Origin of the sequence: Curtobacterium salicis (genome assembly GCF_011759505.1) — a bacterium.
GTDB classification, from domain to species: Bacteria; Actinomycetota; Actinomycetes; order Actinomycetales; family Microbacteriaceae; genus Curtobacterium; species Curtobacterium salicis.
This window is the reverse complement of the sequence record NZ_JAAOYO010000004.1, coordinates 109824-134385: the sequence shown is the minus strand read 5'-3', so window position 1 is coordinate 134385 and position 24562 is coordinate 109824. Positions and strand designations below refer to the sequence as shown.

Here is a 24562-nt window from a genome sequence, read left to right as displayed (position 1 = left end):
GTGAACGACGCAGCCCCGCAACCCGCCCGTCCCCGCACCGTCGTCGTCGGCATCACCGGCGGGATCGCCGCCTACAAGGCCGTCGGCGTCGTCCGCGACCTCGTCAAGCGCGGCCACGACGTGCACGTCGTGCCGACGGAGGGCGCGCTGCGGTTCGTCGGGCTGCCCACCCTGGAGGCCCTCAGCCGCAACCCGGTCTCCACCAGCGTCTGGGACGACGTCGCCGAGGTCCGCCACGTCGCACTCGGCCGGCGCGCCGACCTCGTGGTGATCGCCCCCGCCACCGCCGACAGCCTGGCGAAGATGGCCGCCGGCCTCGCGGGCGACCTGCTCGGCACCACGCTCCTGGCCACCGAGGCGCCCGTCGTCGTCGCCCCCGCCATGCACCCGCAGATGTGGGAGCACCCCGCTACCCGGGCGAACCTCGCGACCCTGCGCGCCCGCGGCGTCCACGTCGTCGGCCCGGTCGTCGGCGCACTCACCGGGGACGACGCCGGCATCGGCCGGATGTCCGAGCCGGAGGACATCGTCGTCGCAGCGCTCGCCGTGCTCGAGGCGTCCGAGGCGGCCGACCCGACCGTCGACGCGACCGGCCTCGACACCGACCACACCGACACCCACGCCGACCGCACGGACACGGACGACGCGACCCCCGCCCGCCACACCGCCGCCCGCGGCGAGCAGGGCGACCTGGCCGGCGTCCGCGTCGTCGTCAGCGCCGGCGGCACCCGCGAACCCCTCGACCCGGTCCGCTTCGTCGGCAACCGGTCGAGCGGGCGGCAGGGCGTCGCACTCGCCGCCGAGGCAGCCCGACGTGGCGCCGACGTCACCCTCGTCGCCGCGAACACCGACCCCGGTCTCACCGAGGGTCTGGCGGTGCGCATCGTCCGGGTCGGGTCCGCGCAGGAGCTCGCGTCCGCCATGCACGCCGAAGCGCCCGAGGCCGACGTCCTGGTGATGACCGCGGCGGTCGCCGACTACCGTCCCGCCGAGGTGCTCGAGTCGAAGCTCAAGAAGGAACAGCAGGGCGACCGGATGACACTCGAGCTGGTGAAGAACCCCGACGTCCTCGCCGAACTCGTCGCCGCACGCCGGGTCGGTCAGGTGGTCGTCGGCTTCGCCGCGGAGACCGAACCCGACCGCGAGGCGCGCCTGGAGCTCGGCCGCGCCAAGATCGCCCGGAAGCCCGCGGACCTGCTCGTCGTGAACCACGTGGGCTGGTCGCACGGGTTCGAGCGTGAGGAGAACGCCATCGAGGTGCTCGTCCCCGGCGGCGAGGTCGTCCGCGAGACCTCGGGCACGAAGGCCGAGGTGGCCACGGCCGTGCTCGACCTGGTCGCGACCGCGCTCCCCTGATCCGGACCGCGGCGCTCCCCTGATCCGGACCGCGGCGCTCCCCTGGGCCGCACCTGGGCGTGGTCGGTGTGCGGTCGGGCACGATGGAGCGATGCGACGGCGGACCGAACGGGCACGACGTGCCAGGAGGACCGCCGGTGTCCTCGCCCTCATCCTCGGCGGCGCCGGGGTGACCCACTTCCTCCGGCCCCGCGGCTACGACCGCATCGTCCCGGAGGGCCTGCCGCCCCGGACGACGACCCTCGCCTCGGGCCTCGCCGAACTCGGCATCGCCGTCGGCCTCCTCGTCCCCGCCACCCGGCGACGCGCGGGTTGGGCGGCAGCCGCCCTGTTCCTCGCGGTGTTCCCCGCCAACGTCAAGATGGCGAGCGACCTGCTCGACAGCTCACGTGCCTCCCGGGCTGCGCGCCTGACCGCCGTGCTCCGGTTGCCGCTGCAGGCCCCCCTGGTGGCCTGGGCCGTGCGCGTCGCCCGCCACGCGCCACGGCGATGACCGAGGACCAGGAGCCGCCCGCCGGCGTGGGCGTCGGTGACACCGACCCACGGACCCGTGCCGCGGTCGCCCTACGCCACCGCCCGGTGACGGTGCACGCCTGGGACGACATCGTCTTCGCGCACTGGCGCTGCGAGCCCGGGACGCTGGCCCACCTGGTCCCGCGCGGGACCCGGCCGGACATCGTGGACGGCAGCGCGTGGGTCGGCCTGGTCTCGTACGTCTTCCGCGAGACCCAGGTGCCGCCGTTCCCGCCGTCGACCCGGCTCGGCTCGATGACCGAGGTCACGATCGAGGTGCTCACCGTCGACGACGTCGGGCGACACGGCATCGCGTACCTGACCGTCGACACCCCGAACGTGCCCGCGATCGTCGCGGCGCACGCCCTGCTCGGTGTCCCCTACACGTTCGCCTGGGCCCGCTCCCGCCGACGCGGCGAGACCGTCGGCCACCGGTCGGTCCGGCACCCGGACCGGGTCCGGCACCCGATCCGCGCGGTCCGGCAGGCCCGCCGGACGGGAGGCACGTCCGGCCCCCGCCACGCAGCCTCGGTCCGCGTCGTGGCCGGTGCGGTCGACCGCTCCCCGCTGGCGGCGGCCCTCACGACCCGCTCCGGGATCCACGCGCGCCTGCTCGCCCAGACGCTGTTCTGGCAGCGCCAGCACCCGCCGCTCACCGTGCGGTCGGCGCACCTGGAGCGTCTGGAGGGTGACCTGCCGGACGCCGTGGGGCTGCCCGGGCTCTTCGACCGGCAGCCCGATTCGCTGCTCGTGGTCGACGGCACCACCGTGCGGTACGCCTGGGGGGACGTGGTCCGGTGACCGACCCGACGCACGACCCGTTCGACCTCGACCGCTTCGTCGCCGCGCAGGACGGCGTCCACGAACGTGCCCTGGCGGAACTCGCCGGCGGGCAGAAGCGCTCGCACTGGATGTGGTTCGTGCTGCCGCAGCTCGCCGGCCTCGGCCGGAGTGCGACGGCGCGGCGGTACGCCCTGTCGGGGCTGGAGGAGGCCCGGGCGTACCTGGCGCACCCGGTGCTCGGACCACGGCTGCTCCGCGTCACGGCGACGGTGCTCGACGCGCCGGCACCCTCGGCGGAGGCGCTCTTCGGGGGGATCGACGCGGTGAAGGCCCGGTCCTCGATGACCCTCTTCGCCCGGGCCGCCGACGACCCGGCGCCGTTCGTCGCCGTGCTCGACCGGTGGTCCGGTGGCGCGGAGGACCCCGAGACGCTCCGCCTGCTCGGACTCCGGGCACGCTGACCCGGGCGACCGTCCGGTACCACATCAGGTACGGTGAGCGGGCACCCGTCACGAACCCGGAAGGTCCCCATGCCGGTCCCCAGCAGCGCCCCGACCGAGCACAAGCTGCTCCGCGACACCGTCCGCCAGAAGATCCACGAGGCGATCATGGACGGCACGCTCGAGCCCGGGGAGCGCCTCAACGACGACGAGCTCATCGCCTGGCTCGGGGTCTCCCGGACGCCGATCCGCGAGGCGCTCAGCCAGCTCGCGCGCGCCGGACTCATCGAGATGGCACCGAACCGGTACACCCGCGTCACGACGCCTGATCCGGCCGAGGTGATCGAGGCCATGCAGACGCTCGGCGTCCTGTTCGGTGGCGTCGTCCGGCTGGCGGTGCCCCGACTCGGTACCGCGACGCGGAAGCGGATCCTCAACGCGCTCGACAAGACGATCACCGAGCTCGAGTCGCACGACGTGCCCGCGGTGAACCGTGATGCGCTCGGTGTCTTCGCCCTGTACGTCGCCGAGTGCGGCAACGAGAACCTGCAGCGTGTCTGCCAGGACACGATGGACGGCCTGGCGTTCCGGCTGCGTCTGCCGAACCTCGATGAACTGCTCGACTGGGACCAGATGACCGCCGACTTCCGACGCCTGCGCGCGGCGACCGCGGACGGCGACAACGTCGCCGCCGAGCTCGCGACGGAAGCGATCCACATGCTGCCCGGCGAGAAGCGCTGACCCGATCCGACGGAATCGTCTGAGCGCCCGTACAGGAAGCCGCCCGCCTTGCCCGGTCGAGGTGGGCGGTCCGCGTTCTCGGGACAGCACGCCTCCCGCGGCGATCGCCGCCGTGTCCCCCGTTCGACGTGCGTTCCCTGACCGCTACGATCAGGCTCACCACCCGAATCACACCCGCGGAGCGCCCATGACCGACCTCGACCCGGACCGCACCGAGGTCGCCGCCCGCCTCGCCGCGGCCGTCGGCCGGATCAACCGACGAGCACGGACGGACTCGGCATCGCTCGGCTACGGGATCGTCTCGGCGCTGGCCTCGATCGTGCAGCACGGACCCCTCCGCCCCGGCGACCTGTCGCGGATCGAGGTCGTGACGAAGCCGACGATGACCCGCATCCTCACCGAGCTCGAACAGCGCGGGTTCATCGCCCGCGACCCGGACCCGCGCGACGGTCGTGCCTTCATGGTGAGCGCGACCCAGGCCGGCATGGACGCCGTCGACACCGCCCGCTCGCAGCGCACCGGCATCGTCGTCGGACTCATCGCGGAGCTGTCCCCCGATGACGTCGACTCGATCGCGCGAGCGCTCGACGCCCTCGAGCGGGTGGCCCAGAGTCCGACCAGACCGGCGACCCCCGCTCGCTGACCGCCAGCAGCTCGTTACCGAACCGTTACCGGGCGGTGGACCGACCGTTCGGACACCCGGTGCTGACGTCACGCCCAGGATCCCGGGTCATCGTTGCCGCTTCGCCCCCGCGAGTGACGTGATCGTCACCGCACCGAGGCGGAACGGACGGGCCCCACATCACCGTCCGGTCCTCCCCCGGCTCGCGGGTCCACGCGACGACGCGACGACAGCAGGTCCCCAGCCTCCTGTCCCTCCGGCGTCCTGACCGTCCCCCGACGGCCCACGGACACCGGTGACCGGCGTGCACACCACCCGTGTGCACGTCGCGCGCCTCGACGCTGCACGGATCCGCACCACGAGCCGGCCGACACCCGGAAACGATGACGAGAACCACTCCCCGCACGAGCACCCCGGCTCCCGGCACCCGCCGTGCAGCCCTCGACACCCCCTCCCGCCGCATGCGCCGGGCCCTCCGCAAGCACGGCGTCCTGGTCGCCGGCAGCGCCGCGGTCGTCGCCATCGCCGGCGGCGCCCTCACCATCACCCAGCCCGCACTCGGCGAAGTGCTCGGCGTCCCCACCGCCACCGCGACGCCGCACCTGTCCGGCACGGACCTCGACCGGGCCCAGGCGGCCGCCACGATCTCGACGGCCCGCACCGTCGTCCGTGACGCCAACGACAAGACCGACACCGGGCGGCTCGAGCAGCGCATCGCGTCGCTGTCCGACTACACGTCGTTGTCCGGTTCCGCGTTGACCGCGCGGATCGTCTCGACGGTCGACACCACGCAGGACGTCGCCCAGGCGAGCGCCGACCAGGACCACGCCGACGCCGAGGCAGCCGCAGCCCGGCAAGCCGCGGCGAAGCGTGCCGCGGACGCCGCAGCCGCCGAGCAGGCAGCCGCCGAGAAGGCCGCAGCGGAGCAGGCAGCCGCCGAGGCCCAGGCGCAGGCGAACACCCCCGCCGGCGCGAAGACCGCAGCCGCCGCGATGGCGTCGTCGCAGTACGGCTGGGGCACGGACCAGTTCCAGTGCCTGGACAGCCTGTGGACCAAGGAGTCCGGTTGGGACTACCGGGCGGTCAACCCGGACGGTGGCGCGACCGGCATCCCGCAGGCGCTGCCGGGCTCGAAGATGGCGTCGATCGCGGCGGACTGGCAGACCAACGCGTCGACGCAGGTCGCCTGGGGTCTGCAGTACATCAAGAGCTCCTACGGCACCCCGTGCAGCGCGTGGTCGCACTCGCAGGCGGTCAACTGGTACTGAGCCGCCAGCGGGCGGTCAGCCGATCCGCGCGACGCGGACGTCGATGCGTGTCGGCTGCCGGCCGGAAGCACGCGCCGCCGCCAGGACCGCGTCGTGCACCGCCCGGGCGACGGTCGGTGCCGGCGCGGCACCGTCCGTGCCGATGACGATCCGGAGCACCGCGCCGTCGACCGCGATCCGCGGCGCAGCGTCGGACGATCCGAGACGTCGGACCGCCGCCACCGCGCTGCCGACCGACGTGCGCCCCCGGTAGAGGTCGGTGACGCCCGCGACGTCGAGCACGACGGCTTCGACGGCCAGCAGCGCGTCGTCGGTCCACACCGGGTCCGGCACCGGCTCGGTGCCCAGGGTGTCCTCGGTCATCGTGGTGCCTCCTCGTCGGTGCCGACCCCGTCGGCGGTCGTCGGCGTGATGAGGTCCCGGACCAGGACGTCGACGGCAGCGAGCGTCAGGTCCGTCTGCGTCGCGAGGACCTCCGCCACCGCCAGCCGGACCGCGTCGGCGGTCGGCACGATCCGGTGCCCGGCGACGACCGCGATCTCGACGCGCACCCGGACCGGCGACGCCAGCTCGGTGACGTCGCCGTCCAGGAGACAGCGGGACACCACGACACCCGGCACGGAGTCCCCCGCGCGACGCACCAGCGAACGGACGGCTCCCTCGGTCATCACCGGGTGCTCGGTCGGCGCCTCGGCACGCAGCGGGATGTCCCGGCCGGCGCGGACCTCGAGCGAGATGTTCGCCAGGACCCCGCCGATCCAGGACTCGTCGGCCGGGGCCTCGGCCTTCGCCGCCTCGTCCAGGGACCCGAGCGACGCGCTCCGCAGCCGCATGATCGCGGCGAGGGCGTTCTGACACGCCGGGGAGTCGTCGATCGTCGGGTCCGCGGGGACCATGCCGGCGTCGAGGTAGTCGGAGAGCTCGTCGATCGTGTGCCCGTCCAGGTCCTCGGGTTCGAGGGAAGCGAGGTCGGGCTCGTGCGGTCCGGGTGCAGCGGTCATCGCCATCCCTCCATGAGTCTGATCATGTTCTTCCGGGCACGGGACAGCAGTCCGCGGACGGTCGAGGGCGGCAGGCCGAGCTCCTCGGCGATGTCCTCGTACCGGTACTCCAGCACTTCCTTCATCACCCAGCAGCGCCGCTGGTCCGCCGGCAGCTCGGCCAGCGCCCGGTCGACGGCGTCCTCGCGGGACCGGGCCTCGGCCACCCGTTCCGGTGCCCCCTCGGACGGCGCCGCGATCTCGAGTTCGGTGACGTCGTCGTGGTCCCGCCGCGCGCGGATGCGGTCCAGGCACTTGCGGCTGAGGATGCGCATCAGCCACGCCTTGACCCGCCGCCGGTCCTCGAGCGCGTCCAGACGGTCCCAGGCGGTGATGAACGTCTCCTGCACCACGTCGTCGAGTTCGTCGGTGGACCCGAGGGTCCGGCGTGCGTAGGCACGGAGCAGCGGGGTGTGCCGGCGGATGAGCACCTCGAACGCCCGGACGTCGCCGTCGGTGGCGCGGGCGGCCAGCACCTCGTCGTCGAGGTCGACGAGTTCCGTCCGGTGACGCTGCGGTTGCACGGTCCCCTTCTACCGGTGCCGGGGTGGACCGGCCCGCGTGTCGAGCGCGGACACGGGTGCGAGGCGCCCCCGGGCACGATCGTCGGACGGTCCGGAGCCCGTCCGGCCGGCTGCCGGGTGCACGCCGGGTCCGTCGTACGGCAGGGTGGACCCATGCCCATCGTCACCGCCGTCTGCCGCGTCGAACAGCTGCTCCGCGACTCCGGCACGATCGGCATCACGGCCATCGACAAACGTCCAGTCGAGGGCCCCGTCCGCGTCCGCCCGCTCGGACTGCACGCGGACGTGCAGGCGGACCGCAAGCACCACGGCGGCGAGGACCAGGCCGTCTACGTCTACGCCGACGAGGACGCCGCGTACTTCGCCGAGCAGCTCGACCGGCCGATCACGCCCGGACTGTTCGGCGAGAACCTCCGGACGACGGGCATCGACGTGACCGGCCTGGTCATCGGGGAACGCCTGCGCATCGGCGAGACCCTGGAACTCGAGGTCACCATCCCGCGGATCCCGTGCGGGACCTTCGCGCGCCGCATGAAGATCGACAAGTGGGTCAAGCGCTTCGCCGAGGAGGGCAGGCCCGGTGCCTACCTCCGGGTCCGCAGGTCCGGTTCCGTCGCCGCGGGCGACGGGGTGACCGTGCTCGAGCGGCCGGAGCACGGGGTCACGATCGGGCAGATGTCCGCCGGGCTCTCGGCGGAGCAGGCGACGGCGGTGCTCGCGATGGGCGACCGGCTCGCGCCGAAGGTCGTCCGGGAGGCGCAGCTCGCGCTCCGGCGCGCTGCCGTCTGACCGCGGGTGGTGCGGACGGGACGAGCGCGTCAGGCCGGTTCGCCGCCCCGGCCCGGGTCGAACGGGCGGCGGGCCCGCGGGAGGCCGGCGACGACGAGGTCCCAGGCGTTCGCGACGAGGTCCTCGACCATCTGCTCGTCGATCGCCTCGCCCGGTGACACCGTGATCCAGTGCCGCTTGTTCATGTGCCAGCCCGGCGTGACCTCGGCGAAGTCCCGGACCAGCGCGGCCCCGTGTGGTGGGGCGCACTTGAGGTTCACGATCGCCACCCCGCGCAGTTCCGAGGTCATCGCGAACATCTTGTCGACGACCTTGTAGACGTCGGCGCCCTCGCCGAACGGCTGCGTCTCGGTCACTGCCGGCAGTGCCATCGCGGTCCGTGCGACGACCGCGTGCAGGGTGGTCCCGTCCATCGCACCAGGATGCCCGATGCCGCCCGCTCCTGCCTCGTTGTGGGGGTGAACATGTCTCACGAATCCCGGTACCCTCGTCGTGCCGCGTACCCGACGTCGGCGACCGCCCCTCCTGGAGGAACCCGTGAAGACCACCCGCACCCTCGGCATCGCCGCCGTCACCCTCGCACTGACCCTGGGTGGTGTGGCCGGCACCGCGACCAGCGCCTCCGCCGCACCGCGGGTCTTCGCCAACTGCACCGCCGTCCACCAGGTGTACTCCGGCGGCATCGCGAAGAAGTCCGTCACGCAGAACAAGGTGACCTCGGGCGGGAAGACCTCGTACCGCGCGCTCAAGGGCACGGTGAAGAAGGACGACGCCCTGTACCGGGCGAACAAGAAGATGGACCGCGACGCCGACGGGATCGCCTGCGAGAAGAGCTGACCCGCCGCTGCCCCGGAACGCCGGACCGCTGGGCCTCAGAGCTCCGGTACGCCCTCGTGCCCGGACCGGGGACGTGCGGTGCCGGCGACCCCGGTCACGACCGAGTTCGCCGGCACGTCCTTCGTGACGACGGTCCCCGCACCGATGACCGCGTCGTCGCCGACCGTGATGCCGCCGATCAGCGCCGAACCGGCGCCCAGGACGACCCGGTCACCGACCGTGGGGTGACGCTTCGAACCCGGCCCCGGGCCTCCGCCCCGACCGCCCAGGGTCACCCCGTGGAAGACGAGGACGTCGTCGCCGACCACCGCGGTCTCGCCGATCACGACACCGATGCCGTGGTCGATGAAGAACCGGCGGCCGATGCGCGCGCCGGGGTGGATCTCGATGCCCGTCAGCGTCCGCGCGACCTGCGCGAGGATCCGCGCCGCAGTCCGCGATCCGGGCAGACCCTCGGCGATCCAGAGCCGGTGCGTGACCCGGTAGGTCCAGATCGCGTGCAGCCCCGAGTACACGATCGCGTTCTCGAGGTCCCCGCGCGCGGCGGGGTCTCCGCGGCGTGCGGCGGCGAGGTCCTCCCGGACGGTCCGCAGCACGCCGCGACGTGGAGCCGTCGTCACGCAGTGAGCCCCTCGTAGAGCACCGTCGACAGGTAGCGCTCGCCGGTGTCGCAGACGATCGCGACGATGCGCTTGCCGGCGTTCTCCGGACGTGCCGCGACCTGCAGCGCGGCGTGGATGATCGCCCCCGACGAGATGCCGGAGAGGATGCCCTCCTCGGTCGCCAGTGCCCGAGCCACCCGCAGGGCGTCGTCGAGCTCGACGTCGATGACCTCGTCGATGACGGAACGGTCGAGGACCTCGGGGATGAAGTTCGCTCCGATGCCGGCGATCTTGTGCGGGCCGGCGGTGCCCTTGGTGAGGAGGGGCGAGTCCGCGGGCTCGACCGCGATGATCTGCACGCCCGGCACCCGCTCCTTGAGGACCTGACCGACACCCGTGATGGTGCCGCCGGTCCCGACACCGGCGACGAACACGTCCACGTGCTCCTCGGTGTCGCGGAGGATCTCCTGCGCCGTCGTCTTGCGGTGGATCGCGGCGTTCGCCGCCGTCTCGAACTGGTGGGCGAGGATCGCGCCCGGCGTCTCGTCCACGATCTGGGCCGCGCGGGAGACCGCGCCCTTCATGCCCTCGGAGCCGGGGGTCAGGACGATCTCGGCACCGTAGGCGCGCATGACGGCTCGACGCTCGACACTCATGGTCTCGGGCATCGTCACGATGACGTTGTAGCCGCGCGCGGCGCCGACCATGGCGAGCGCGATGCCGGTGTTGCCGGACGAGCCCTCGACGATCGTGCCGCCGGGCTCGAGGTCACCCGACTCCTCCGCCGCGTCGATGATCGCGACGCCGAGACGGTCCTTCACGCTGGCGCCCGGGTTGTAGAACTCGAGCTTGGCGAGGACCTCGGCCCCGCCCTCCTGGGGCAGTCGGTTCAGCCGCACGAGCGGGGTGTTGCCGAAGGCCTGGGAGATGTCGTCGTAGATGGTGCCGGTCATGCGTTCGCGTCCTCACGTCGGTCCCACGGCCTCCATCCCAGGAGGCTCGGTGTGCGGCCCGATCCTAGCGACCGGTCATGGGGCGCACCCCGGGTGTGACGTGCGCCGTCCGGGCGAACCGGTCGTCCGTCGCCTCGAGCACGCGGAGGACGTTGCCGCCGGCGAGTGCCCGCAGGTCGCTGTCTCCCCAACCCCGACGGCGGAGCTCCACGGCGAGCACCGGGTACCGCGAGACGTCGCGGAGGTCCGGCGGCAGCACCGGTGTGCCGTCGTAGTCGCCGCCGAGGCCGATGTGCGCCGCGCCCGCGACGTCGCGCGCGTGCTCGACGTGGTCGGCGACGTCGGACACCGTGACGAGGGGCGGTTCCCCGGTCGCGCCGGCCTCCTCCCAGTCGGCCCAGGCACGCGAGACGAACTTCGGCACGAAGGTGGTCATCACCACGCCGCCGTTGTCGGCGAGGCGGGCGAGCACGTCGTCCGGGACGTTGCGGGGGTGGTCGTCGATCGCGACGGTCGACGAGTGGCTGAACACCACCGGCCGGGTGGCGACGTCGAGGGTGTCCCGCATGGTGGCGGGCGCCGTGTGCGACAGGTCGACGAGCATGCCGATCCGTTCCATCTCGGCGACGACCTCGCGACCCCGGTCGGTCAGGCCGCCGTGGGCCCGGGCACCGGTCGCCGAGTCGGCCCATGGGGTGTCGTCGTTGTGGGTCAGCGTCATGTAGCGGACGCCGAGCCGGGCGAAGTCGCGGAGGACCGTCAGGTCGTCGCCGATCGAGTGGCCGCCCTCGGCTCCGAGCAGCGAGGCGATCCGACCCGAGGCGATCGCGGCCCGCACCTCGGCGGCGGTGCGGGCCAGGGCCAGGTCGTCCGGGTACCGCTCGATGATGCGGTGGGCGAGGTCGATCTGCTGCAGCGTCGTCCGCACCGGGTCGGGCTCCTCGACCGGCACGAAGACCGACCAGAACTGTCCGACGACCCCGCCCGCGCGGAGCTTCGGCAGGTCGGTGTGCAGCGAGTCGGCCTCGGAGTCGATGCCCTCGACACCGGACCCGTGCGTCTCACGGCGCTCCCACGGCAGGTCGTTGTGGCCGTCGATGACGGGGAAGGCGAGGGTGTCGAGGTCCATGCCCCGACCGTACCGGGCCGGGTCAGCCGGGCGGGTCCGGTCGTCTGACGACCTCAGATGCTCCCGGTGAGCGCCTGCAGGCCGAGGCTCGACAGTGACACCACGATCCAGAGCGATCCGCCGAGCACCAGCGGTCGGAACCCCGCGCGGCGGAACCCGGCGAGGTCCGTGGACAGGCCGATCGCGCTCAGGGCGACGGTGATGAGGAACGCGGCGACCGCGGCGATCGCCGGGTGCGCCGGGCCGGGGACCACGCCGGTCGAGTTCACGGCGGCCACGAGCACGAAGCCGATGAGGAACCACGGCACCAGACGGAACACTCGGCGCGGGGACCACCTCGGGCGCGCCGGCACGACCGTGGGGTCGATCGCCGTCCCGTCCGACGCCACGTCGCCGGCTGCCGGCCGGTCTCCGACCGTCGACGCCTCCGCCCGGCGTCCGACCAGCCACGCGAGGCCGAGGACCACCGGGATGATCATGAGCGTCCGGACGAGCTTGACGACGACCGCGAAGTCCGCCGCCCCCGAGCCGTACGTGCTCGCCGCGGCGACGACCGACGACGTGTCGTTCACCGCCGTCCCCGCGAACAGCCCGAACGCGTGCTGGCTCATGCCGAGGGCGTGCCCGATGACGGGGAAGACGACGACCGCGGCCACGTTGAACAGGAAGATCGTCGACACCGCGTAGGCCACCTCGACCGACACCGCGCCGATCACCGGGGTGACGGCAGCGATCGCGGACGCCCCGCAGATGCCCGTGCCGACCCCGATCAGGGTCCGCAGGTTGCCGACCACCCCGAGTGCCCGGCCGATCCCCCAGGCGGCGAGCAGGCAGATGACGAGGGTGCCGAGCATCACCGGCAACGACTGCACCCCGACCCGGGCGACCTGCAGGAGCGACAGCTGCGCCCCGAGCAGGACCACGGCGAACTGCAGCACGGTCTTGCTGGCGATCGTGATGCCCGGCCGGAACACCGGGCCGGGACGCCGCACGGTGCCGAGGACCGCGCCGATCACGACGCCGCTGACCGGCGCTCCGACGACCGGCAGGAACCGCCCGATGACGGTCGCGACCACGGCGATGCCGGTGGCGAGCGCGAGGCCGGGGACGAGCCTCCCGGCACGGTCGAGCGGAGTCGGGGCGGCGTCGGTCACGTGACCATCCTGCCGTCCGTGCGCCAGGATCGAGGGGTGAGCGCTGCTTTCCGGATCGTGACCGACCTGCCTGTACCGCCCGAGCGGGCGTTCGCCCTGTCGCTGGACATCGGGGCGCACCTGCGGTCGATGGCGGCCACCGGTGAGCAGGCCGTGGCCGGCCGCACCGACGGGGTCATCGGGATCGGCGAGCGCGTCACCTGGCGGGCCCGACACTTCGGGGTCGTGTGGCGGATGACGAACGAGGTCACCGCCCTGGAGGCACCCCACGCGTTCGTCGACGAACAGGTGCGTGGGCCGTTCGCCCGGTTCCGGCACCAGCACCGGTTCGAGGCGACTGCCACCGGCACCCGGATGGTGGACGAGATCGCGTTCCGGGCGCCGTTCGGCGTGCTCGGACGGATCGCCGAGGGACTGGTGTTGCGGCGCTACCTGGTGCGGTTGATCCAGGAGCGGAACCGGTCGCTCGCGGACGAGCTCGGTGCGGCCGGCACCGGTCAGGGGCCGGCGAGTTCGCCGAGCGTGTCGTAGGCGCTCGCCACCGCTTCCACCCGGGTCCGGCCCGACGGCCCGGACGCCTCGTACACGTCGTTCGTGATCGCCGCGACGACCGCGAACAGCGCCGCCAACGAGTCGAACGCCGACGGTGAGTCGACCGGGCAGAGCACCGCGGTGGTCGCGGGAGCGGCGATCACCGCGGCCGTCGGGTCCCCGATGACGACGACGTCCGCCCCGGTCGCCACGCAGTGCCGGACGACCCGGTCGACCCCGGCGGCGTGCCGGCGGACCGTGACGATGACCACGAGGTCCCGGCGGTCGAGGTCGGCGACCTCCTCCCCCAGACGCTGCCCGGGCGCCGGCCCGACCCGGACGTCGGGACGCACCTGCGCGAGCTGGGCACGGAGCTGCAGCGCGATCGGGTACGCGCCGCGCTCGCCGAGGACCAGGACCCGGCGTGCGCGGACGATGCGTCGGGCGAGGCGCGGACGGTCGGCGCGGGCCAGGGAGGCGAACGCCGCGTCGAGGTTACGCGCCTCCACCGCCCGCTGGTCGACGTGGGCGGCGTCCTCGGCGGCCCAGGGCAGACCGGTCCCCCGCGCGGACATGAGGTTCTGACGGACCTCGGCGGCGTCCTGGAACCCGAGCGAACGGACGAGCCGCGAGACCGTCGCCTTCGAGGTGCCGGACTCGACGGCCAGCTGCGCCGACGTCCCGACGAGCAGGAGCTCCGGGTCGTGCCGGATCATCGCGGCCACCCGACGCTCGGCCGGTGACAGTCGCTCCCAGACCGAGTCGATGCGTCCGCGGACGTCGGGGACGCTCATGAGTCGGCACCGTTCGTCGTCGTGCGGGCGAGGTGCTCGACTGCTCCGGCGAGTGCGTCGATCCCGAGGGCGACGTCCGCCGCGGAGACGAACTCGTCCGGGTGGTGGCTGATGCCGTCCGGGTTGCGGAGGAACAGCATCGCGACGTCGGTCACCAGACCGAGCGACATCGCGTCGTGCCCCGCGCGCGAGAACAGCTCGAGCGGTGCCGGTTCGCCGGTGCTGACGATGCCCGAGCGGACGGCGTCCATCAGGTGCGGGGCGCAGAAGACGGCGGGCGCCCGGTGGATCTCGGTCGGGGTGACGTCGACGCCACGCCGCGCTCCGATCGCCCGGAACGCGTCGGCGATCTCGTCCCACACCCGGTCGCGGCCGTCGTCGAACTCGCCGCGGAGGTCGACCGCGAACGTGGCCAGGCCGGGGACGACGTTGACCGCTCCGGGCTCGACGGACATCGTGCCGACCGTGCCGATGTGCTGCTCCGCCCGGCAGATCCGCTCGACGGCGAGGGCGGCCTCGGCGGCGGCGAGCAGGGCGTCGTGGCGCCGCTCGTACGGGGTGCCGCCGGCGTGCCGCGCTTCGCCGACCGCCCGCACGGTGAACCGCCGGGCGCTCGCGATGCTGGTGACGACGCCGAGGGCCTGTCCGGCGTGCTCGAGGTACGGCCCCTGCTCGATGTGCGCTTCGAGGTAGCCGACGAGGGCGGCGGGGTCGACGGCGGCCTGCCCGACCTGTTCCGGGTCGAGGCCGAAGGACGTGAAGGCGGCACGGAGGGTGGTGCCGTCGCCGTCGTGGAGGTCCCACCACGACTCGTCCCACACGCCGGCGACCGCGGAGGAGCCGAGCAGGGCCTTGCCGAACCGGGTGCCCTCCTCGTCGGAGAACGCGATGACCTCGAGCGCGAACGGCAGCGGGGCGTGGTCCGGACCCAGGCGGGCGGCGACCTCGATCGCCATGAGGACACCGACCACGCCGTCGTAGCGGCCGGCGTCCACCACGGTGTCGAGGTGGGAGCCGAGCAACAGGACCGGGGCGCCCGCCGCGGTGTGACGGCTGCGCCCGTGCAGGTTGCCGGCGGCGTCCTGCCAGGTGTCGAGGCCGGCGTCCGCCATCCAGGTCCGGACGACCGCGTTCGCGCGGGCGTGCTCGGGCGACAGGTAGACGCGGGTGATGTGGTCGGTGGTCTCGCTGACCGCCGCGAGTTCGTCGCAGCGGGCGACGATGCGGTCGGCGGACGCACGGGCCGAGGCACTGGCGACGGGGACCTGCACGGCCGCACTCACGCCGGCACCGCCCCGTCGAGCTGCGCGTCGAGCTCGGCGCTCAGTCCTGCGTAGACGTCGAGGGCTGCGTCGACACCACCGCCCTGCGGCACCGACTTCCCCCCGCGGCGCAGCGACTGTTCGAGGGCGGACAGGGTCGTCACGACGGTGTCCTTGCGGGCGTTGTAGCCCATCGTGCCGATCCGCCACACTCGACCGTGCAGGGGGCCGAACGAGGTGCCGATCTCGATCCCGTGGTCCTCGAGCATGGCGGACCGGACCGCGTCGCCGTGGACCTCGTCGGGGATCTCGACGGCGACGACGTTGTGCATCTTGTGGCTGACGTCGCCGAAGACGGTCAGTCCGAGCCCGCGGACACCCTCGAGCATCGCGCGGCCGGCGAGGGCGTGCCGTTCGACCACGGCGTCGCGGCCTTCCTCGAGCAGGATCCGGGCGCACTCGTTCGCGGCGTAGAGCATCGACGCGGCTTCGGTGTGGTGGTTGAGGCGGCGGGGGCCCCAGTAGTCGATGATCATCGCCAGGTCGAGGTAGTTCGACTGGATCGGGTGCTCGGACACGTCGTCACCGGGCTCGCGGATGCCCGCCTCGACACTCCGACGAGTGTCGAGGACCGCGACCGCCCGCGGTGAGAGGGACAGCGGGGCGCTGCCGGAGGGGCCGCCGAGGCACTTCTGCAGTCCGGCGCTGACGGCGTCGATGCCCCAGGCGTCGACCTCGAGCGGGTTCCCGCCGACGGAGGCGGTGACGTCCGTGTAGAAGAGCACGCCGTGTCGCTCGCAGATCGCTCCGAGTTCGTCGAGCGGCTGGTTCATCGTCGTCGAGGTGTCGCCCTGCACCACAGCGAGGAGCTTCGGCCGCACCCGGACGATCGCGTCCTCGATGACCGAGGTCGGGAACACCTGACCCCACTCCGTCTCGATCGTGTGGACCGTCGCTCCGGCTCGTCCGGCGATCTCGGCGAGCAGGTGCCCGAACCGACCGAACACCGGGACGAGGACGCTGTCCCCGGGGGCGAGCAGTGAGACGAGGGCGGCTTCGATACCGGCACGCGAGGTCCCGTCGACGAGGACGGTGGCCTCGTTCCGGGTGCCGAACACCCGGCGGTACAGCTCCTGCGTCTGGTTCATCGTCTCGGTCATCCACGGGTCGTACTGCCCGACGAGCGGCGTGGCGAGGGCGCGGAGCACGCGGGGGTCGGCGTCGATCGGTCCGGGGCCCATCAGGAGGCGTGCGGGCGGGTTCACGGGGTGCATGGTCGGTCCTTCCGTTCCATGGGCGAGGCTACGGGAACGCGGGTTACAGGCGTGTTGCGGCGGTGAGGTCGGTGGCCAGGTCGACGAGTGCCCGGTCCGCCCCGACCGGTCCGACGAGGCTGACACCGACGGGAGCGTCCGCGATCTCGAGCGCCGGGATGCTGATCGCGGGCAGCCCACCGATCCCCGCGACGGCCGTCATCCGCAGCGTGGCCCGACGGGTGACGAGCACGGCGGCGGTGTCGGCCGTGCGGCTCGGTGCGGGTCCCGGCACGGTGGGGAGGGCCAGGACCCCGTTCCCGACGGCCCGTCGGAGGGCGGTCCGGAGTTCCACGAGACGGACGCGCGCGACCGCCTCCTGGTCCACGGTCACGGCCGCCGCTGCCGCGAACCGCTCGGCCACGTCGGATCCGAGCGCCTCCGGATGCGCTGCGATCCAGGCGCCGTGGTTCCGGTGGGCCTCGGCGGCCTGGACGATCCGCACCGTCTCCGCGAGCTCGTCCAGGTCGGGGAGCGCGACGGGGTGCAGTGCGCGACCGGTGCGCTCGGTCCAGTCGACGAACGCACGCCGTGTGTCGGGCTCCGCGGCGTCGAGCAGCGTCTCGCTGAGCAGCAGCGCGGCGGTGTCGATGCCGGTCGGCGTGGTACCGGCCTCACCGAGCGTGACCTCGACGACCCGGCGGAGCAGCTCGGGCCCCCGCGTCAGCCACCCGACCGTGTCGAAGGTCTGCGCCAGGGGCAGCACACCGTCCCGCGGGACCGCACCGTGGGTCGTCCGCAGTCCCCAGAGCCCCTGGTACGACGCCGGGACGCGGATGCTGCCCGCCGTGTCCGTGCCCAGCCCGAGGTCCGCCTGGCCGAGCGCCACCGCCGACGCCGGACCGGAGGTCGAACCGCCGCCGATCCGCTCGGGTGCCGCGCCGTTGGGCGTCGTGCCGGAGTGGGCGTTCCGCCCGGCGAGCGCGTAGGCGAACTCGTCGGTCCGGGCGATCCCGACGACGGCAGCACCGGCGTCGAGGAGCACCGCGACCGCGGGAGCGTGCTCGTCCTCGACGGCCGCTGCTGCCTGCCACGTCGGGTTCCCCGCACCGATCACCTGGCCGCGGACCGCGAGGAGGTCCTTCACCGCCACCCGGACCCCGGCGAGCGGCGCGGAGCCTGCGCCTGCGCCCGGCACGAGCGGGTCGCCGAGCACACGCCAGACGGACCGGTCGAACGCCGTCGCACGTCCGGTGACGTGTGCCGTGCGGATCCGCCACGTGCCGTCCGTCCGACACCAGAGCTGCGTCTGCAGCCCCCGCCCGCCGTCGACGAACCGCGAGATGCCCACGACCACCGCGGCATCGGGGCCGAGGACCTGCACGTCGACGTCGACCAGCACCCGAGGGGCGACGCCGCCCCGGGCTGACCGGAAGGCGCTGATCTGCTCGTGACCGCGGAGCAGGCCCGCGCCGTCGCCGCGCAGGGTGCCCGGACCGGGTTCGAACAGCGCGTCGAGCACCGCGGTGTCGTCCCGCACCAGGGCGTCCTCGTAGCGGTGGAACGCCGACTCGAGGCCGGCGGGCCACGTCCCCGTCAGCCGCACGTCGTCACCGCGTCGAAGTCCGCCTTGCGGATGGTCGCGTGCACACCGCAGACGAGGTCGACGACCTGCGAGATGCGGAAGTCGGTCGCCGCACTGAGGTACGCGTACGCCAGGTGCTCGTCGACGCCCCACCGTGCACGGAGCAGCGTGATCGCCGCCCGGACGCAGCGGCGCACGGCTTCGTCGAGGTCGGCGTCCATCCCGGTCGGGACGAGGAAGTCGGTCGTCTCGGCGATCGGACCGACCAGGGCGCCGAACCGCCGGAGCGCGGTGGCGCGCGGGACCACGTCGAGGCGCAGGGTCAGGCGCAGCGAGGCCTCCATCGCGGTGAGGGCGACCTCGCCGTCACCCTGGGCGAAGTGCGGGTCGCCGACGTACACGCCGGCTCCCGGGACCTGCACGGGCAGGTGGAGCGTCGACCCCGCGGTGAGCAGCGCGATGTCGACGTTGCCGCCGTGCGCCCCCGGTGGGACGGAGTGCGGTCGGACGTCACTGTCGACCGTGATCCCGACGATGCCGGGGAACGGCCGGAGCGGGAAGGTCACCACGCGCGGACCGCCCTGCACCACGGGCAGTCGGCCGTGGTCGACACCGTCGCGGGTCACGACGTCGGCGAACACCGAGACGGGTCCGTCGCCGCGCGGGAGCTCCCCCGGCAGCGCACCGCGACCGTGCCGGTTCGAGATGACCCCGTACGGCACACGCGGAACCGCCGCGAGGACCGACACCGACACCACGTCGCCCGGTCCGGCTCCGGCGACGGCGATCGGCCGGGACACCACGTGCGGTCCGTCGGCGGCGTCCCGGTCGAGGTCGCGCACGATGTCGATCGCGTCCTGGAGCACCGCATCCGACCCGACGCCGTGCCGACCGAAGAACGCCACCGGGTCGGAACCCTGGTCGGCCAGCAGCCCCTCGTGGCTGACGGTGTCGATCGTCACCACGGTGCCCGGGGCGACCGTCCGGACGGGGGCGTCCTCGCGGCTCGGCAATCGACCCCACAGGACGTCGTCGGGCGTCGAACCGAGGTGCACGTCGGCGGCGGTGAGCATCTCAGCCACGGTCGACCAGCACTCCGGCGACGACGTCGACGGTCGTGACCCCGTCGGTGGTCCCGGTGATCCGCTCGCCGCGCAGCCAGGTCTGGGTGACCCGGCCGCGCACCTGCAGCCCGTCGAACGCGGACACCGGGTTCCGGTGCGCCAGGGTGTCGACGTCGATCGTGGACTCGGCGTCGGGGTCGAACACGGCGAAGTGCGCGAGCGCGCCCGGCGCGATCCGGCCGCGGTCGGCGAACCCGGCGAGCGCCGCCGGTCCGGTCGTGACGGCGGGCAGGACCGCGTCGAGGGGCAGTCCGCGACGGCCGGCCTCGGTCCACAGCGCACGGAACCCGACCTGCAGCCCGGCGATTCCGCCCCAGGCGAGCCCCCAGTCGTCGACCTTGAGGTCGGCGGTCGACGGCGAGTGGTCCGAGACGACCATGTCGATCGTGCCGTCGAGGAGCCCGGTCCAGAGGGCGTCCCGGTTGGCGTCGTCGCGGATCGGCGGGCAGCACTTGTACGCGGTGGCGCCGTCCGGGATCGAGCCGGACTCGAATGCCAGGTAGTGCGGGCAGGTCTCGACCGTGATGCGCACGCCGTCGTCCTTCGCGGCCCGGATCATCGGGAGTGCACCGGCGTCGGAGAGGTGGAGGACGTGCACCCGGGCACCGGTCGCCCGGGCGCCGTCGACGACGCGGGCGATGGCGGACCGTTCGGCCTGCACGGGTCGGGTGTCGAGGAAGTCCTGGTAGCGGGGACCGAGGGCGTCGTGGTCGACGAGGTGGTCCGGGTCCTCGGCGTGGACGATGAGGAGCGCGTCGAGGGCGGCGACCTCGGCGATCGCAGCACGCAGCTCGGTCGGGTCGAGGTGTGGGAACTCGTCGACCCCGGACGGTGCGGTGAAGCACTTGAACCCGAAGACGCCGGCGTCGTGCAGCGCGGCGAGGGCTCCCGCGTTGTCGGGGACCGCGCCGCCCCAGAACCCGACGTCGACCGCGACGCGTCCCGTGGCGCTGGCACGCTTGACGCGCAGCGCGGGGACGTCCACCGTGGCCGGGATCGAGTTCAGCGGCATGTCGATGATCGTCGTCACGCCCCCGAGGGCGGCTGCTCGGGTGGCCGAGGCGAAGCCCTCCCACTCGGTGCGGCCGGGTTCGTTCACGTGGACGTGGGTGTCGACGAGTCCGGGCAGCAGGACGTGCCCGTCCGGGACGGTCTCGTCGTGGTACGCGACGAGTTCGGCGTCGAACGGCTCGACGGAGGTCACGCGGCCGTCCCCGACGACGACGGCGGCGGGCCGGAAGGCGCCGTCGACCCAGGTCCGGCGGGCACGGAGGACGAGGTCGACGGGCTGCGGCGTGCGGGGGGAGCCAGGTGTCGCGCCGGGTCCCGCGACCCCGGTCGCCGAGACGTCCTCCGGGGCGGCAGCGGGTGTGGTGGGCGTCTGCATGGGCACGAAGCTACGGACCCCGGTCGCGCCGCCCGTTTCCCCCGTGTGACGACCGTGTGACATCGCACCCGTCCCGGAACGATCGTTCCGTGACGACGGATGGACGGGAGGCGCTCGGCAGGATGACGGGGCAGGTCGCGATCTCCACCTCCAGGGGGAGGCGGCCGCGTCCGTGGCCCCCGTACGGTGGGCCGCGATGATCGAAGTACAGCACCTCTCCAAGCGCTACGGCCCCAAGCTCGCGGTCGACGACGTCTCGTTCGTCGTGCACCCCGGCAGCGTCACCGGCTTCCTCGGCCCGAACGGTGCCGGCAAGTCGACCACCATGCGCATGATCATGGGACTCGACCAGCCGACCTCCGGCACGGCGACCGTCAACGGGCGGCCGTACCAGAGCTTCCGTGACCCGCTCCGGCAGGTCGGCGCACTGCTCGAGGCGAAGGCGGTGCACTCCGGTCGGAGCGCCTACAACCACCTCCTCGCGCTCGCGGCCACGCACGGCATCCCGAAGCAGCGGGTGCACGAGGTGATGGACATGACCGGCATCGAGTCCGTCGCCCGCAAGCGCGTCGGCGGCTTCTCGCTCGGCATGGGGCAGCGACTCGGCATCGCCGCGGCGCTCCTCGGTGACCCGCAGACCCTGATCCTCGACGAGCCGGTGAACGGCCTGGACCCGGACGGTGTCCTCTGGGTCCGTCAGCTGGCCCGCCGGATGGCCGGCGAGGGCCGGACCGTGTTCCTCTCCAGCCACCTCATGAGCGAGATGGCCCAGACCGCTGACCGCGTGGTCGTGCTCGGTCGCGGCAAGGTGCTCGCGGACGCCCCGATCGCGGAGTTCGTCGCCGGTGCCGGTGGACCCGAGGGCAGCGTCGCCCTGGCCCGCGTCGTCGTCCGCACCCCGATGCCCGACCAGCTGTTCACCGCGATCGGTCCGAACGCCACCGTCACCCCGCGCGAGGACGGGTCGTTCCTGGTCGTCGGCCCGGACGCACCGACGGTCGGCGACATCGCCGCCCGCGCCGGCGTCGTCCTGCACGAACTCACCCCGACCGGCGCGAGCCTGGAGGAGGCCTACATGGCCCTCACCCGCGACGACGTCGAGTACCGATCGGAGGGAGCCCGATGAGCGCCCCGCAGAAGACCGACCAGCCGACCACCCAGCAGCACCGACACCGTGGGGACCTGTCCTCGCGCGACGTGCACCTCGGCTACACCCGACTGGTCCGTAGCGAGTGGATCAAGTTCCGCAGCATCCGGTCGACGTTCTGGTGCTACGCCGTCATCGTCGCCCTGACACTCGGCCTCGCGGTCCTGCTCGGGTCGGTCTCGGAGCCGTCCGCAGCCGAGCAGACGGCGGTCGGCGCGAACGCGATGATCGTCAACATCAACACGGTCAGCGTCTACCTGACCGCCCTGGTCGTCGGGGTGCTCGGCGTGCTCATCATCACCGGTGAGTACGGCACCGGGCAGATCCGGTCGACGTTCACCGCCGACCCCGGCCGGATCGGGGTCCTCGTCGCGAAGGCGACGGTGCTCGCGGTCACCACCTTCGTCGTCAGCGCGGTGGCGAACTGGATCGGCGTGGCGATCTCGACGGCGCTGCAGGCCGGCAAGGGCCTCGAGCCCGACCTGGCGGACCCGTCGGTGTGGATGCCGATCCTCGGTGCGTCGGTCGACGTCACCCTGCTGGCGCTGCTGGCGTTCGGCATCGGTCTACTGGTCCGCTCGAGCGCCGGTGGCATCGCGATCACGCTCGGCATCCTGCTGGTCCTGCCCGTGGTCATCAGCCTGGTCGCCGCACTCGCGAACCTGGACTGGCTCAACGACCTGACGAAGTTCCTGCCCGATGCGGCCGGCGCGAACTTGTACCAGTTCGACACCGGTGCCCCTGCGCCGAAGGGCATCACGCTCAACGGCTGGAGCGGCGGCGGTGTGCTCCTGGCCGAGGTGGTCGTGGTGAACGCCCTGGCGATGACGGTGGCGAAGCGCCGGGACGTCTGACCCGGTCGGCACGGCCCAGCACCACCAACACGGGAGGCCCGTGGCGACTCCGCCACGGGCCTCCCGTCGTCCGGCCGGGTCATTCCAACGGTCACACCGGCCCGGTCGGCACCTGTCCTGCCCGCAGCATCGCCCGCTCGAGCAACTCGACGTCGATGCCCACGTGCTGCCGTGCGATCCGCCCGGCCTCGGCCACCCGTCCCGCACAGACCGCCGCGACGAGTTCCTCGTGGTCCCGCAGCGCTCGGGCCTCCATCGCCGCCATCCCGTCGACGGTCCCCCAGAGGTGCGCCGGCGCCGCGATGGAGATCTGCGACTCGAGGGACGCGAGGGTGCTCCGCAGCACGTCGTTCTGCGCCGCGTCGATGATGCTCCGGTGCAGGACCGCGTCGGCCTGCTGCTTCGCCAGGCCGGAGGTCGCGGTGCGGAAGGCCTCGAGTCGTTCGCGCAGCCCGGCCGCCTGGTCCATGGTGATCCGTTCGGCGGCCGCCGCGGCGAGCGCACCGTGCAGGAGGGCGATGGCGTCGGCGGTGTCCTGGATCCCGGCCCACCGTGCGAGCAGTGTGCGCCCGACCGAGTCGGAGGCGGCGCCGGCCTCCTGGTCACGGACGAAGGTGCCACCGCCGCGGCCCCGCCGTGTCTCGAGCAGACCGCGGTCGACGAGCCGCGCGAGCGCCCCACGGACGGTGACGCGGGCGACCCCGAGCAGGCCGGCGAGTTCACGTTCGGGTGGCAGCCGCGAGCCAGGCAGGTACTCGCCGACGGCGACCGCGGTCACGAGGCGGTCCTCGACCTCGTCGACCCGGGTCTCCGTCGCGCGATCCGTCACCGGCACCCCTTCCGCCGTCCAGCCTGACCCCGGTCAGCCCGGTGTCCTGTTACGGCCACGTTAAACGAGCGGAAAAGGTCTTGCCTGGGACCTTTGTGCGGGCCATGCTCACCCCATGTCCCGCATCACCGAGAGCACGATGCCGTTCCAGGACGGCGAGACCTGGTACCGGATCACCGAACCCGACCACCCCGTCGCCGGCGCGCTGCCCCTCGTGGTGCTGCACGGCGGGCCGGGGATGGCGCACGACTACGTCCGGAACCTCGAGGCCTTCGCCGACGAGACCGGTCGCACGGTCGTCCACCACGACCAGTTCGGTTGCGGGCGGAGCAGTCACCGCCCGGACGCACCCGACGACCTGTGGTAGCCGCAGCTGTTCGTCGACGAGTACCTGGCGCTCGTCGCGCACCTGGGCCTCGGCGAACACCACGTCCTCGGCCAGTCGTGGGGCGGCATGCTCGGAGCCGAGATCGCGGTCCGACGTCCGGGCGGCATCGCGAGCCTGTCGATCTGCAACTCCCCCGCCTCCATGCAGCTCTGGGTCGAGGGGGCTGCTGAGCTCCGCGCGCAGCTGCCCGCCGACGTGCAGGCAGCGCTGACCCGGCACGAGGCCGCCGGCACGGTCGAGGACCCGGAGTACGTGGCCGCGACCCAGGTCTTCTACGAACGCCACGTCTGCCGGGTGGTGCCGATGCCCGCCGACTTCGTCGCGTCCGAAGCGCAGATGGAGGCCGAGCCGACGGTCTACCACACCATGAACGGGCCGAACGAGTTCCACGTCATCGGCTCGCTGCGCGACTGGTCGGTGATCGACCGCCTGCACCGGGTGGACGTCCCGACCTTCGTCGTCGCCGGCGAGCACGACGAAGCGACCCCCACCACCTGGCAGCCGTTCGTCGAGCAGATCCCGGACGCCCGCCACCACGTCTTCCCCGGCGCCAGCCACTGCACCCACCTGGAGCAGCCGGAGGAGTTCCGTCGTGTCGTCGGCGCGTTCCTGGCCGACCACGACGCCCAGCCGACCGGCTGACCGCACCCCTGCACC

General features: G+C 73.2%; 27 protein-coding genes and 1 pseudogene. 13 read left to right on the top strand and 15 right to left on the bottom strand.

Features of this window, described 5'->3' with window-relative positions; translation table 11 throughout:
- The 7 genes from E9228_RS12875 (at window position 1) to E9228_RS17150 (ending at window position 5723) form a co-directional block, all read left to right on the top strand.
- Window positions 1–1356, top strand: a complete 1356-nt coding sequence (locus E9228_RS12875) for a phosphopantothenoylcysteine decarboxylase domain-containing protein (RefSeq protein ID WP_166780963.1) — start codon at window positions 1–3, stop codon at window positions 1354–1356.
- A gap of 91 nt (window positions 1357–1447) precedes the next feature.
- Window positions 1448–1849 (top strand): DoxX family protein, encoded by a 402-nt coding sequence (locus tag E9228_RS12870; RefSeq protein WP_166780962.1) that lies wholly within the window; start codon window positions 1448–1450, stop codon window positions 1847–1849.
- A complete protein-coding gene (locus E9228_RS12865; protein WP_166780961.1) occupies window positions 1846–2670 on the top strand; it encodes a DUF2071 domain-containing protein in 825 nt (274 codons plus the stop codon). The genes E9228_RS12870 and E9228_RS12865 overlap by 4 nt, the downstream gene beginning before the upstream one ends.
- Complete coding sequence (locus E9228_RS12860; RefSeq protein WP_166780960.1) at window positions 2667–3113, top strand: DUF1810 family protein; 447 nt, start codon at window positions 2667–2669, stop codon at window positions 3111–3113. Before E9228_RS12865 ends, E9228_RS12860 begins: the two co-directional genes overlap by 4 nt.
- A 69-nt stretch (window positions 3114–3182) precedes the next feature.
- Window positions 3183–3833, top strand: a complete 651-nt coding sequence (locus tag E9228_RS12855; protein ID WP_166780959.1) for a GntR family transcriptional regulator — start codon at window positions 3183–3185, stop codon at window positions 3831–3833.
- A 187-nt stretch (window positions 3834–4020) separates the two neighbouring features.
- On the top strand, window positions 4021–4476 hold the full coding sequence (locus tag E9228_RS12850) for a MarR family winged helix-turn-helix transcriptional regulator (protein WP_166780958.1): 456 nt from the start codon (window positions 4021–4023) through the stop codon (window positions 4474–4476).
- 362 nt (window positions 4477–4838) lie between these two features.
- Window positions 4839–5723 (top strand): aggregation-promoting factor C-terminal-like domain-containing protein, encoded by an 885-nt coding sequence (locus tag E9228_RS17150; protein WP_252728136.1) that lies wholly within the window; start codon window positions 4839–4841, stop codon window positions 5721–5723.
- A gap of 15 nt (window positions 5724–5738) precedes the next feature.
- Here E9228_RS17150 and E9228_RS12840 read toward each other — a convergent pair whose 3' ends face one another.
- Genes E9228_RS12840 through E9228_RS12830 form a run of 3 tightly spaced genes read right to left on the bottom strand, consistent with a single transcriptional unit; the run spans window position 5739 to window position 7287 of the window.
- Window positions 5739–6086 carry a hypothetical protein gene (locus E9228_RS12840; RefSeq protein ID WP_166780957.1) on the bottom strand — a complete coding sequence of 116 codons (348 nt, stop codon included), beginning with the start codon at window positions 6084–6086 and terminating at the stop codon, window positions 5739–5741.
- A complete protein-coding gene (locus tag E9228_RS12835) occupies window positions 6083–6724 on the bottom strand; it encodes an Asp23/Gls24 family envelope stress response protein (protein ID WP_166780956.1) in 642 nt (213 codons plus the stop codon). The genes E9228_RS12840 and E9228_RS12835 overlap by 4 nt, the downstream gene beginning before the upstream one ends.
- Entirely contained in the window at window positions 6721–7287 is a 567-nt protein-coding gene (locus tag E9228_RS12830) for a sigma-70 family RNA polymerase sigma factor (protein WP_166780955.1), read from the bottom strand. The genes E9228_RS12835 and E9228_RS12830 overlap by 4 nt, the downstream gene beginning before the upstream one ends.
- Before the next feature lie 153 nt (window positions 7288–7440).
- Here E9228_RS12830 and E9228_RS12825 point away from each other — a divergent pair, with 153 nt between their 5' ends.
- Complete coding sequence (locus E9228_RS12825) at window positions 7441–8076, top strand: MOSC domain-containing protein (RefSeq protein WP_166780954.1); 636 nt, start codon at window positions 7441–7443, stop codon at window positions 8074–8076.
- A gap of 29 nt (window positions 8077–8105) precedes the next feature.
- Here the strand turns inward: E9228_RS12825 and E9228_RS12820 are convergent, their stop codons facing one another.
- Window positions 8106–8489 (bottom strand): MmcQ/YjbR family DNA-binding protein, encoded by a 384-nt coding sequence (locus E9228_RS12820; RefSeq protein ID WP_166780953.1) that lies wholly within the window; start codon window positions 8487–8489, stop codon window positions 8106–8108.
- A gap of 124 nt (window positions 8490–8613) precedes the next feature.
- On the opposite strand from E9228_RS12820, the gene E9228_RS12815 reads away from it, so the two are divergent.
- Window positions 8614–8913, top strand: a complete 300-nt coding sequence (locus E9228_RS12815; protein WP_208386162.1) for an excalibur calcium-binding domain-containing protein — start codon at window positions 8614–8616, stop codon at window positions 8911–8913.
- Window positions 8914–8948: 35 nt separating this feature from the next.
- Here the strand turns inward: E9228_RS12815 and epsC are convergent, their stop codons facing one another.
- From epsC to E9228_RS12795, 4 genes are all read right to left on the bottom strand, one after another.
- The gene (gene epsC / locus E9228_RS12810; RefSeq protein ID WP_341849888.1) at window positions 8949–9533 is read right to left on the bottom strand and encodes a serine O-acetyltransferase EpsC; all 585 of its coding nucleotides are present in this window, start codon (window positions 9531–9533) and stop codon (window positions 8949–8951) included.
- A complete protein-coding gene (gene cysK / locus E9228_RS12805) occupies window positions 9530–10468 on the bottom strand; it encodes a cysteine synthase A (RefSeq protein WP_166780952.1) in 939 nt (312 codons plus the stop codon). Before cysK ends, epsC begins: the two co-directional genes overlap by 4 nt.
- A 64-nt stretch (window positions 10469–10532) precedes the next feature.
- Complete coding sequence (locus tag E9228_RS12800; RefSeq protein WP_166780951.1) at window positions 10533–11597, bottom strand: dipeptidase; 1065 nt, start codon at window positions 11595–11597, stop codon at window positions 10533–10535.
- A 53-nt stretch (window positions 11598–11650) separates the two neighbouring features.
- Window positions 11651–12751, bottom strand: a complete 1101-nt coding sequence (locus tag E9228_RS12795) for a putative sulfate exporter family transporter (protein WP_166780950.1) — start codon at window positions 12749–12751, stop codon at window positions 11651–11653.
- Window positions 12752–12787: 36 nt separating this feature from the next.
- Here E9228_RS12795 and E9228_RS12790 point away from each other — a divergent pair, with 36 nt between their 5' ends.
- On the top strand, window positions 12788–13282 hold the full coding sequence (locus E9228_RS12790; protein WP_166780949.1) for an SRPBCC family protein: 495 nt from the start codon (window positions 12788–12790) through the stop codon (window positions 13280–13282).
- Here the strand turns inward: E9228_RS12790 and E9228_RS12785 are convergent.
- Genes E9228_RS12785 through allB form a run of 6 tightly spaced genes read right to left on the bottom strand, consistent with a single transcriptional unit; the run spans window position 13249 to window position 20687 of the window.
- Complete coding sequence (locus E9228_RS12785) at window positions 13249–14076, bottom strand: MurR/RpiR family transcriptional regulator (RefSeq protein WP_166780948.1); 828 nt, start codon at window positions 14074–14076, stop codon at window positions 13249–13251. The genes E9228_RS12790 and E9228_RS12785 overlap by 34 nt on opposite strands.
- Window positions 14073–15359: an allantoate amidohydrolase gene (locus E9228_RS12780; protein WP_166780947.1), complete on the bottom strand. Its 1287-nt coding sequence runs from the start codon at window positions 15357–15359 to the stop codon at window positions 14073–14075. Before E9228_RS12780 ends, E9228_RS12785 begins: the two co-directional genes overlap by 4 nt.
- Window positions 15356–16612, bottom strand: coding sequence for an aminotransferase class V-fold PLP-dependent enzyme (locus E9228_RS12775; RefSeq protein WP_166780946.1), 1257 nt, complete (start codon window positions 16610–16612; stop codon window positions 15356–15358). Before E9228_RS12775 ends, E9228_RS12780 begins: the two co-directional genes overlap by 4 nt.
- A gap of 43 nt (window positions 16613–16655) precedes the next feature.
- On the bottom strand, window positions 16656–18197 hold the full coding sequence (locus tag E9228_RS12770; protein WP_341849887.1) for an AtzH-like domain-containing protein: 1542 nt from the start codon (window positions 18195–18197) through the stop codon (window positions 16656–16658).
- Window positions 18188–19249: an acetamidase/formamidase family protein gene (locus E9228_RS12765; protein ID WP_166780945.1), complete on the bottom strand. Its 1062-nt coding sequence runs from the start codon at window positions 19247–19249 to the stop codon at window positions 18188–18190. Before E9228_RS12765 ends, E9228_RS12770 begins: the two co-directional genes overlap by 10 nt.
- Before the next feature lies 1 nt (window position 19250).
- Window positions 19251–20687, bottom strand: a complete 1437-nt coding sequence (gene allB, locus E9228_RS12760) for an allantoinase AllB (protein ID WP_166780944.1) — start codon at window positions 20685–20687, stop codon at window positions 19251–19253.
- 196 nt (window positions 20688–20883) lie between these two features.
- Between allB and E9228_RS12755 the strand changes: the two genes are divergently transcribed.
- The gene (locus tag E9228_RS12755; protein ID WP_166780943.1) at window positions 20884–21813 is read left to right on the top strand and encodes an ABC transporter ATP-binding protein; all 930 of its coding nucleotides are present in this window, start codon (window positions 20884–20886) and stop codon (window positions 21811–21813) included.
- Window positions 21810–22688, top strand: coding sequence for an ABC-2 transporter permease (locus tag E9228_RS12750; protein WP_166780942.1), 879 nt, complete (start codon window positions 21810–21812; stop codon window positions 22686–22688). Before E9228_RS12755 ends, E9228_RS12750 begins: the two co-directional genes overlap by 4 nt.
- A 91-nt stretch (window positions 22689–22779) precedes the next feature.
- Here E9228_RS12750 and E9228_RS17610 read toward each other — a convergent pair whose 3' ends face one another.
- Window positions 22780–23517 (bottom strand): GntR family transcriptional regulator, encoded by a 738-nt coding sequence (locus tag E9228_RS17610; protein WP_166780941.1) that lies wholly within the window; start codon window positions 23515–23517, stop codon window positions 22780–22782.
- A 115-nt stretch (window positions 23518–23632) separates the two neighbouring features.
- On the opposite strand from E9228_RS17610, the pseudogene E9228_RS12740 reads away from it, so the two are divergent.
- Window positions 23633–24547, top strand: a pseudogene (locus E9228_RS12740) (proline iminopeptidase-family hydrolase).
- Window positions 24548–24562: the final 15 nt, after the last annotated feature.

Excerpts from the sequence above, each read along its gene's own strand:
- E9228_RS17150 (WP_252728136.1), top strand. The coding sequence starts at position 4,839 with ATGACGAGAACCACTCCCCGCACGAGCACCCCGGCTCCCGGCACCCGC.
- E9228_RS12765 (WP_166780945.1), bottom strand. The coding sequence starts at position 19,249 with ATGCTCACCGCCGCCGACGTGCACCTCGGTTCGACGCCCGACGACGTC.
- E9228_RS12835 (WP_166780956.1), bottom strand. The coding sequence starts at position 6,724 with ATGACCGCTGCACCCGGACCGCACGAGCCCGACCTCGCTTCCCTCGAA.
- E9228_RS12775 (WP_166780946.1), bottom strand. The coding sequence starts at position 16,612 with ATGCACCCCGTGAACCCGCCCGCACGCCTCCTGATGGGCCCCGGACCG.
- cysK (WP_166780952.1), bottom strand. The coding sequence starts at position 10,468 with ATGACCGGCACCATCTACGACGACATCTCCCAGGCCTTCGGCAACACC.
- E9228_RS12750 (WP_166780942.1), top strand. The coding sequence starts at position 21,810 with ATGAGCGCCCCGCAGAAGACCGACCAGCCGACCACCCAGCAGCACCGA.
- E9228_RS12850 (WP_166780958.1), top strand. The coding sequence starts at position 4,021 with ATGACCGACCTCGACCCGGACCGCACCGAGGTCGCCGCCCGCCTCGCC.
- E9228_RS12840 (WP_166780957.1), bottom strand. The coding sequence starts at position 6,086 with ATGACCGAGGACACCCTGGGCACCGAGCCGGTGCCGGACCCGGTGTGG.
- E9228_RS12800 (WP_166780951.1), bottom strand. The coding sequence starts at position 11,597 with ATGGACCTCGACACCCTCGCCTTCCCCGTCATCGACGGCCACAACGAC.
- E9228_RS12785 (WP_166780948.1), bottom strand. The coding sequence starts at position 14,076 with ATGAGCGTCCCCGACGTCCGCGGACGCATCGACTCGGTCTGGGAGCGA.
- E9228_RS12755 (WP_166780943.1), top strand. The coding sequence starts at position 20,884 with ATGATCGAAGTACAGCACCTCTCCAAGCGCTACGGCCCCAAGCTCGCG.
- E9228_RS12855 (WP_166780959.1), top strand. The coding sequence starts at position 3,183 with ATGCCGGTCCCCAGCAGCGCCCCGACCGAGCACAAGCTGCTCCGCGAC.
- E9228_RS12865 (WP_166780961.1), top strand. The coding sequence starts at position 1,846 with ATGACCGAGGACCAGGAGCCGCCCGCCGGCGTGGGCGTCGGTGACACC.
- E9228_RS12825 (WP_166780954.1), top strand. The coding sequence starts at position 7,441 with ATGCCCATCGTCACCGCCGTCTGCCGCGTCGAACAGCTGCTCCGCGAC.
- allB (WP_166780944.1), bottom strand. The coding sequence starts at position 20,687 with ATGCAGACGCCCACCACACCCGCTGCCGCCCCGGAGGACGTCTCGGCG.
- E9228_RS12820 (WP_166780953.1), bottom strand. The coding sequence starts at position 8,489 with ATGGACGGGACCACCCTGCACGCGGTCGTCGCACGGACCGCGATGGCA.
- E9228_RS12870 (WP_166780962.1), top strand. The coding sequence starts at position 1,448 with ATGCGACGGCGGACCGAACGGGCACGACGTGCCAGGAGGACCGCCGGT.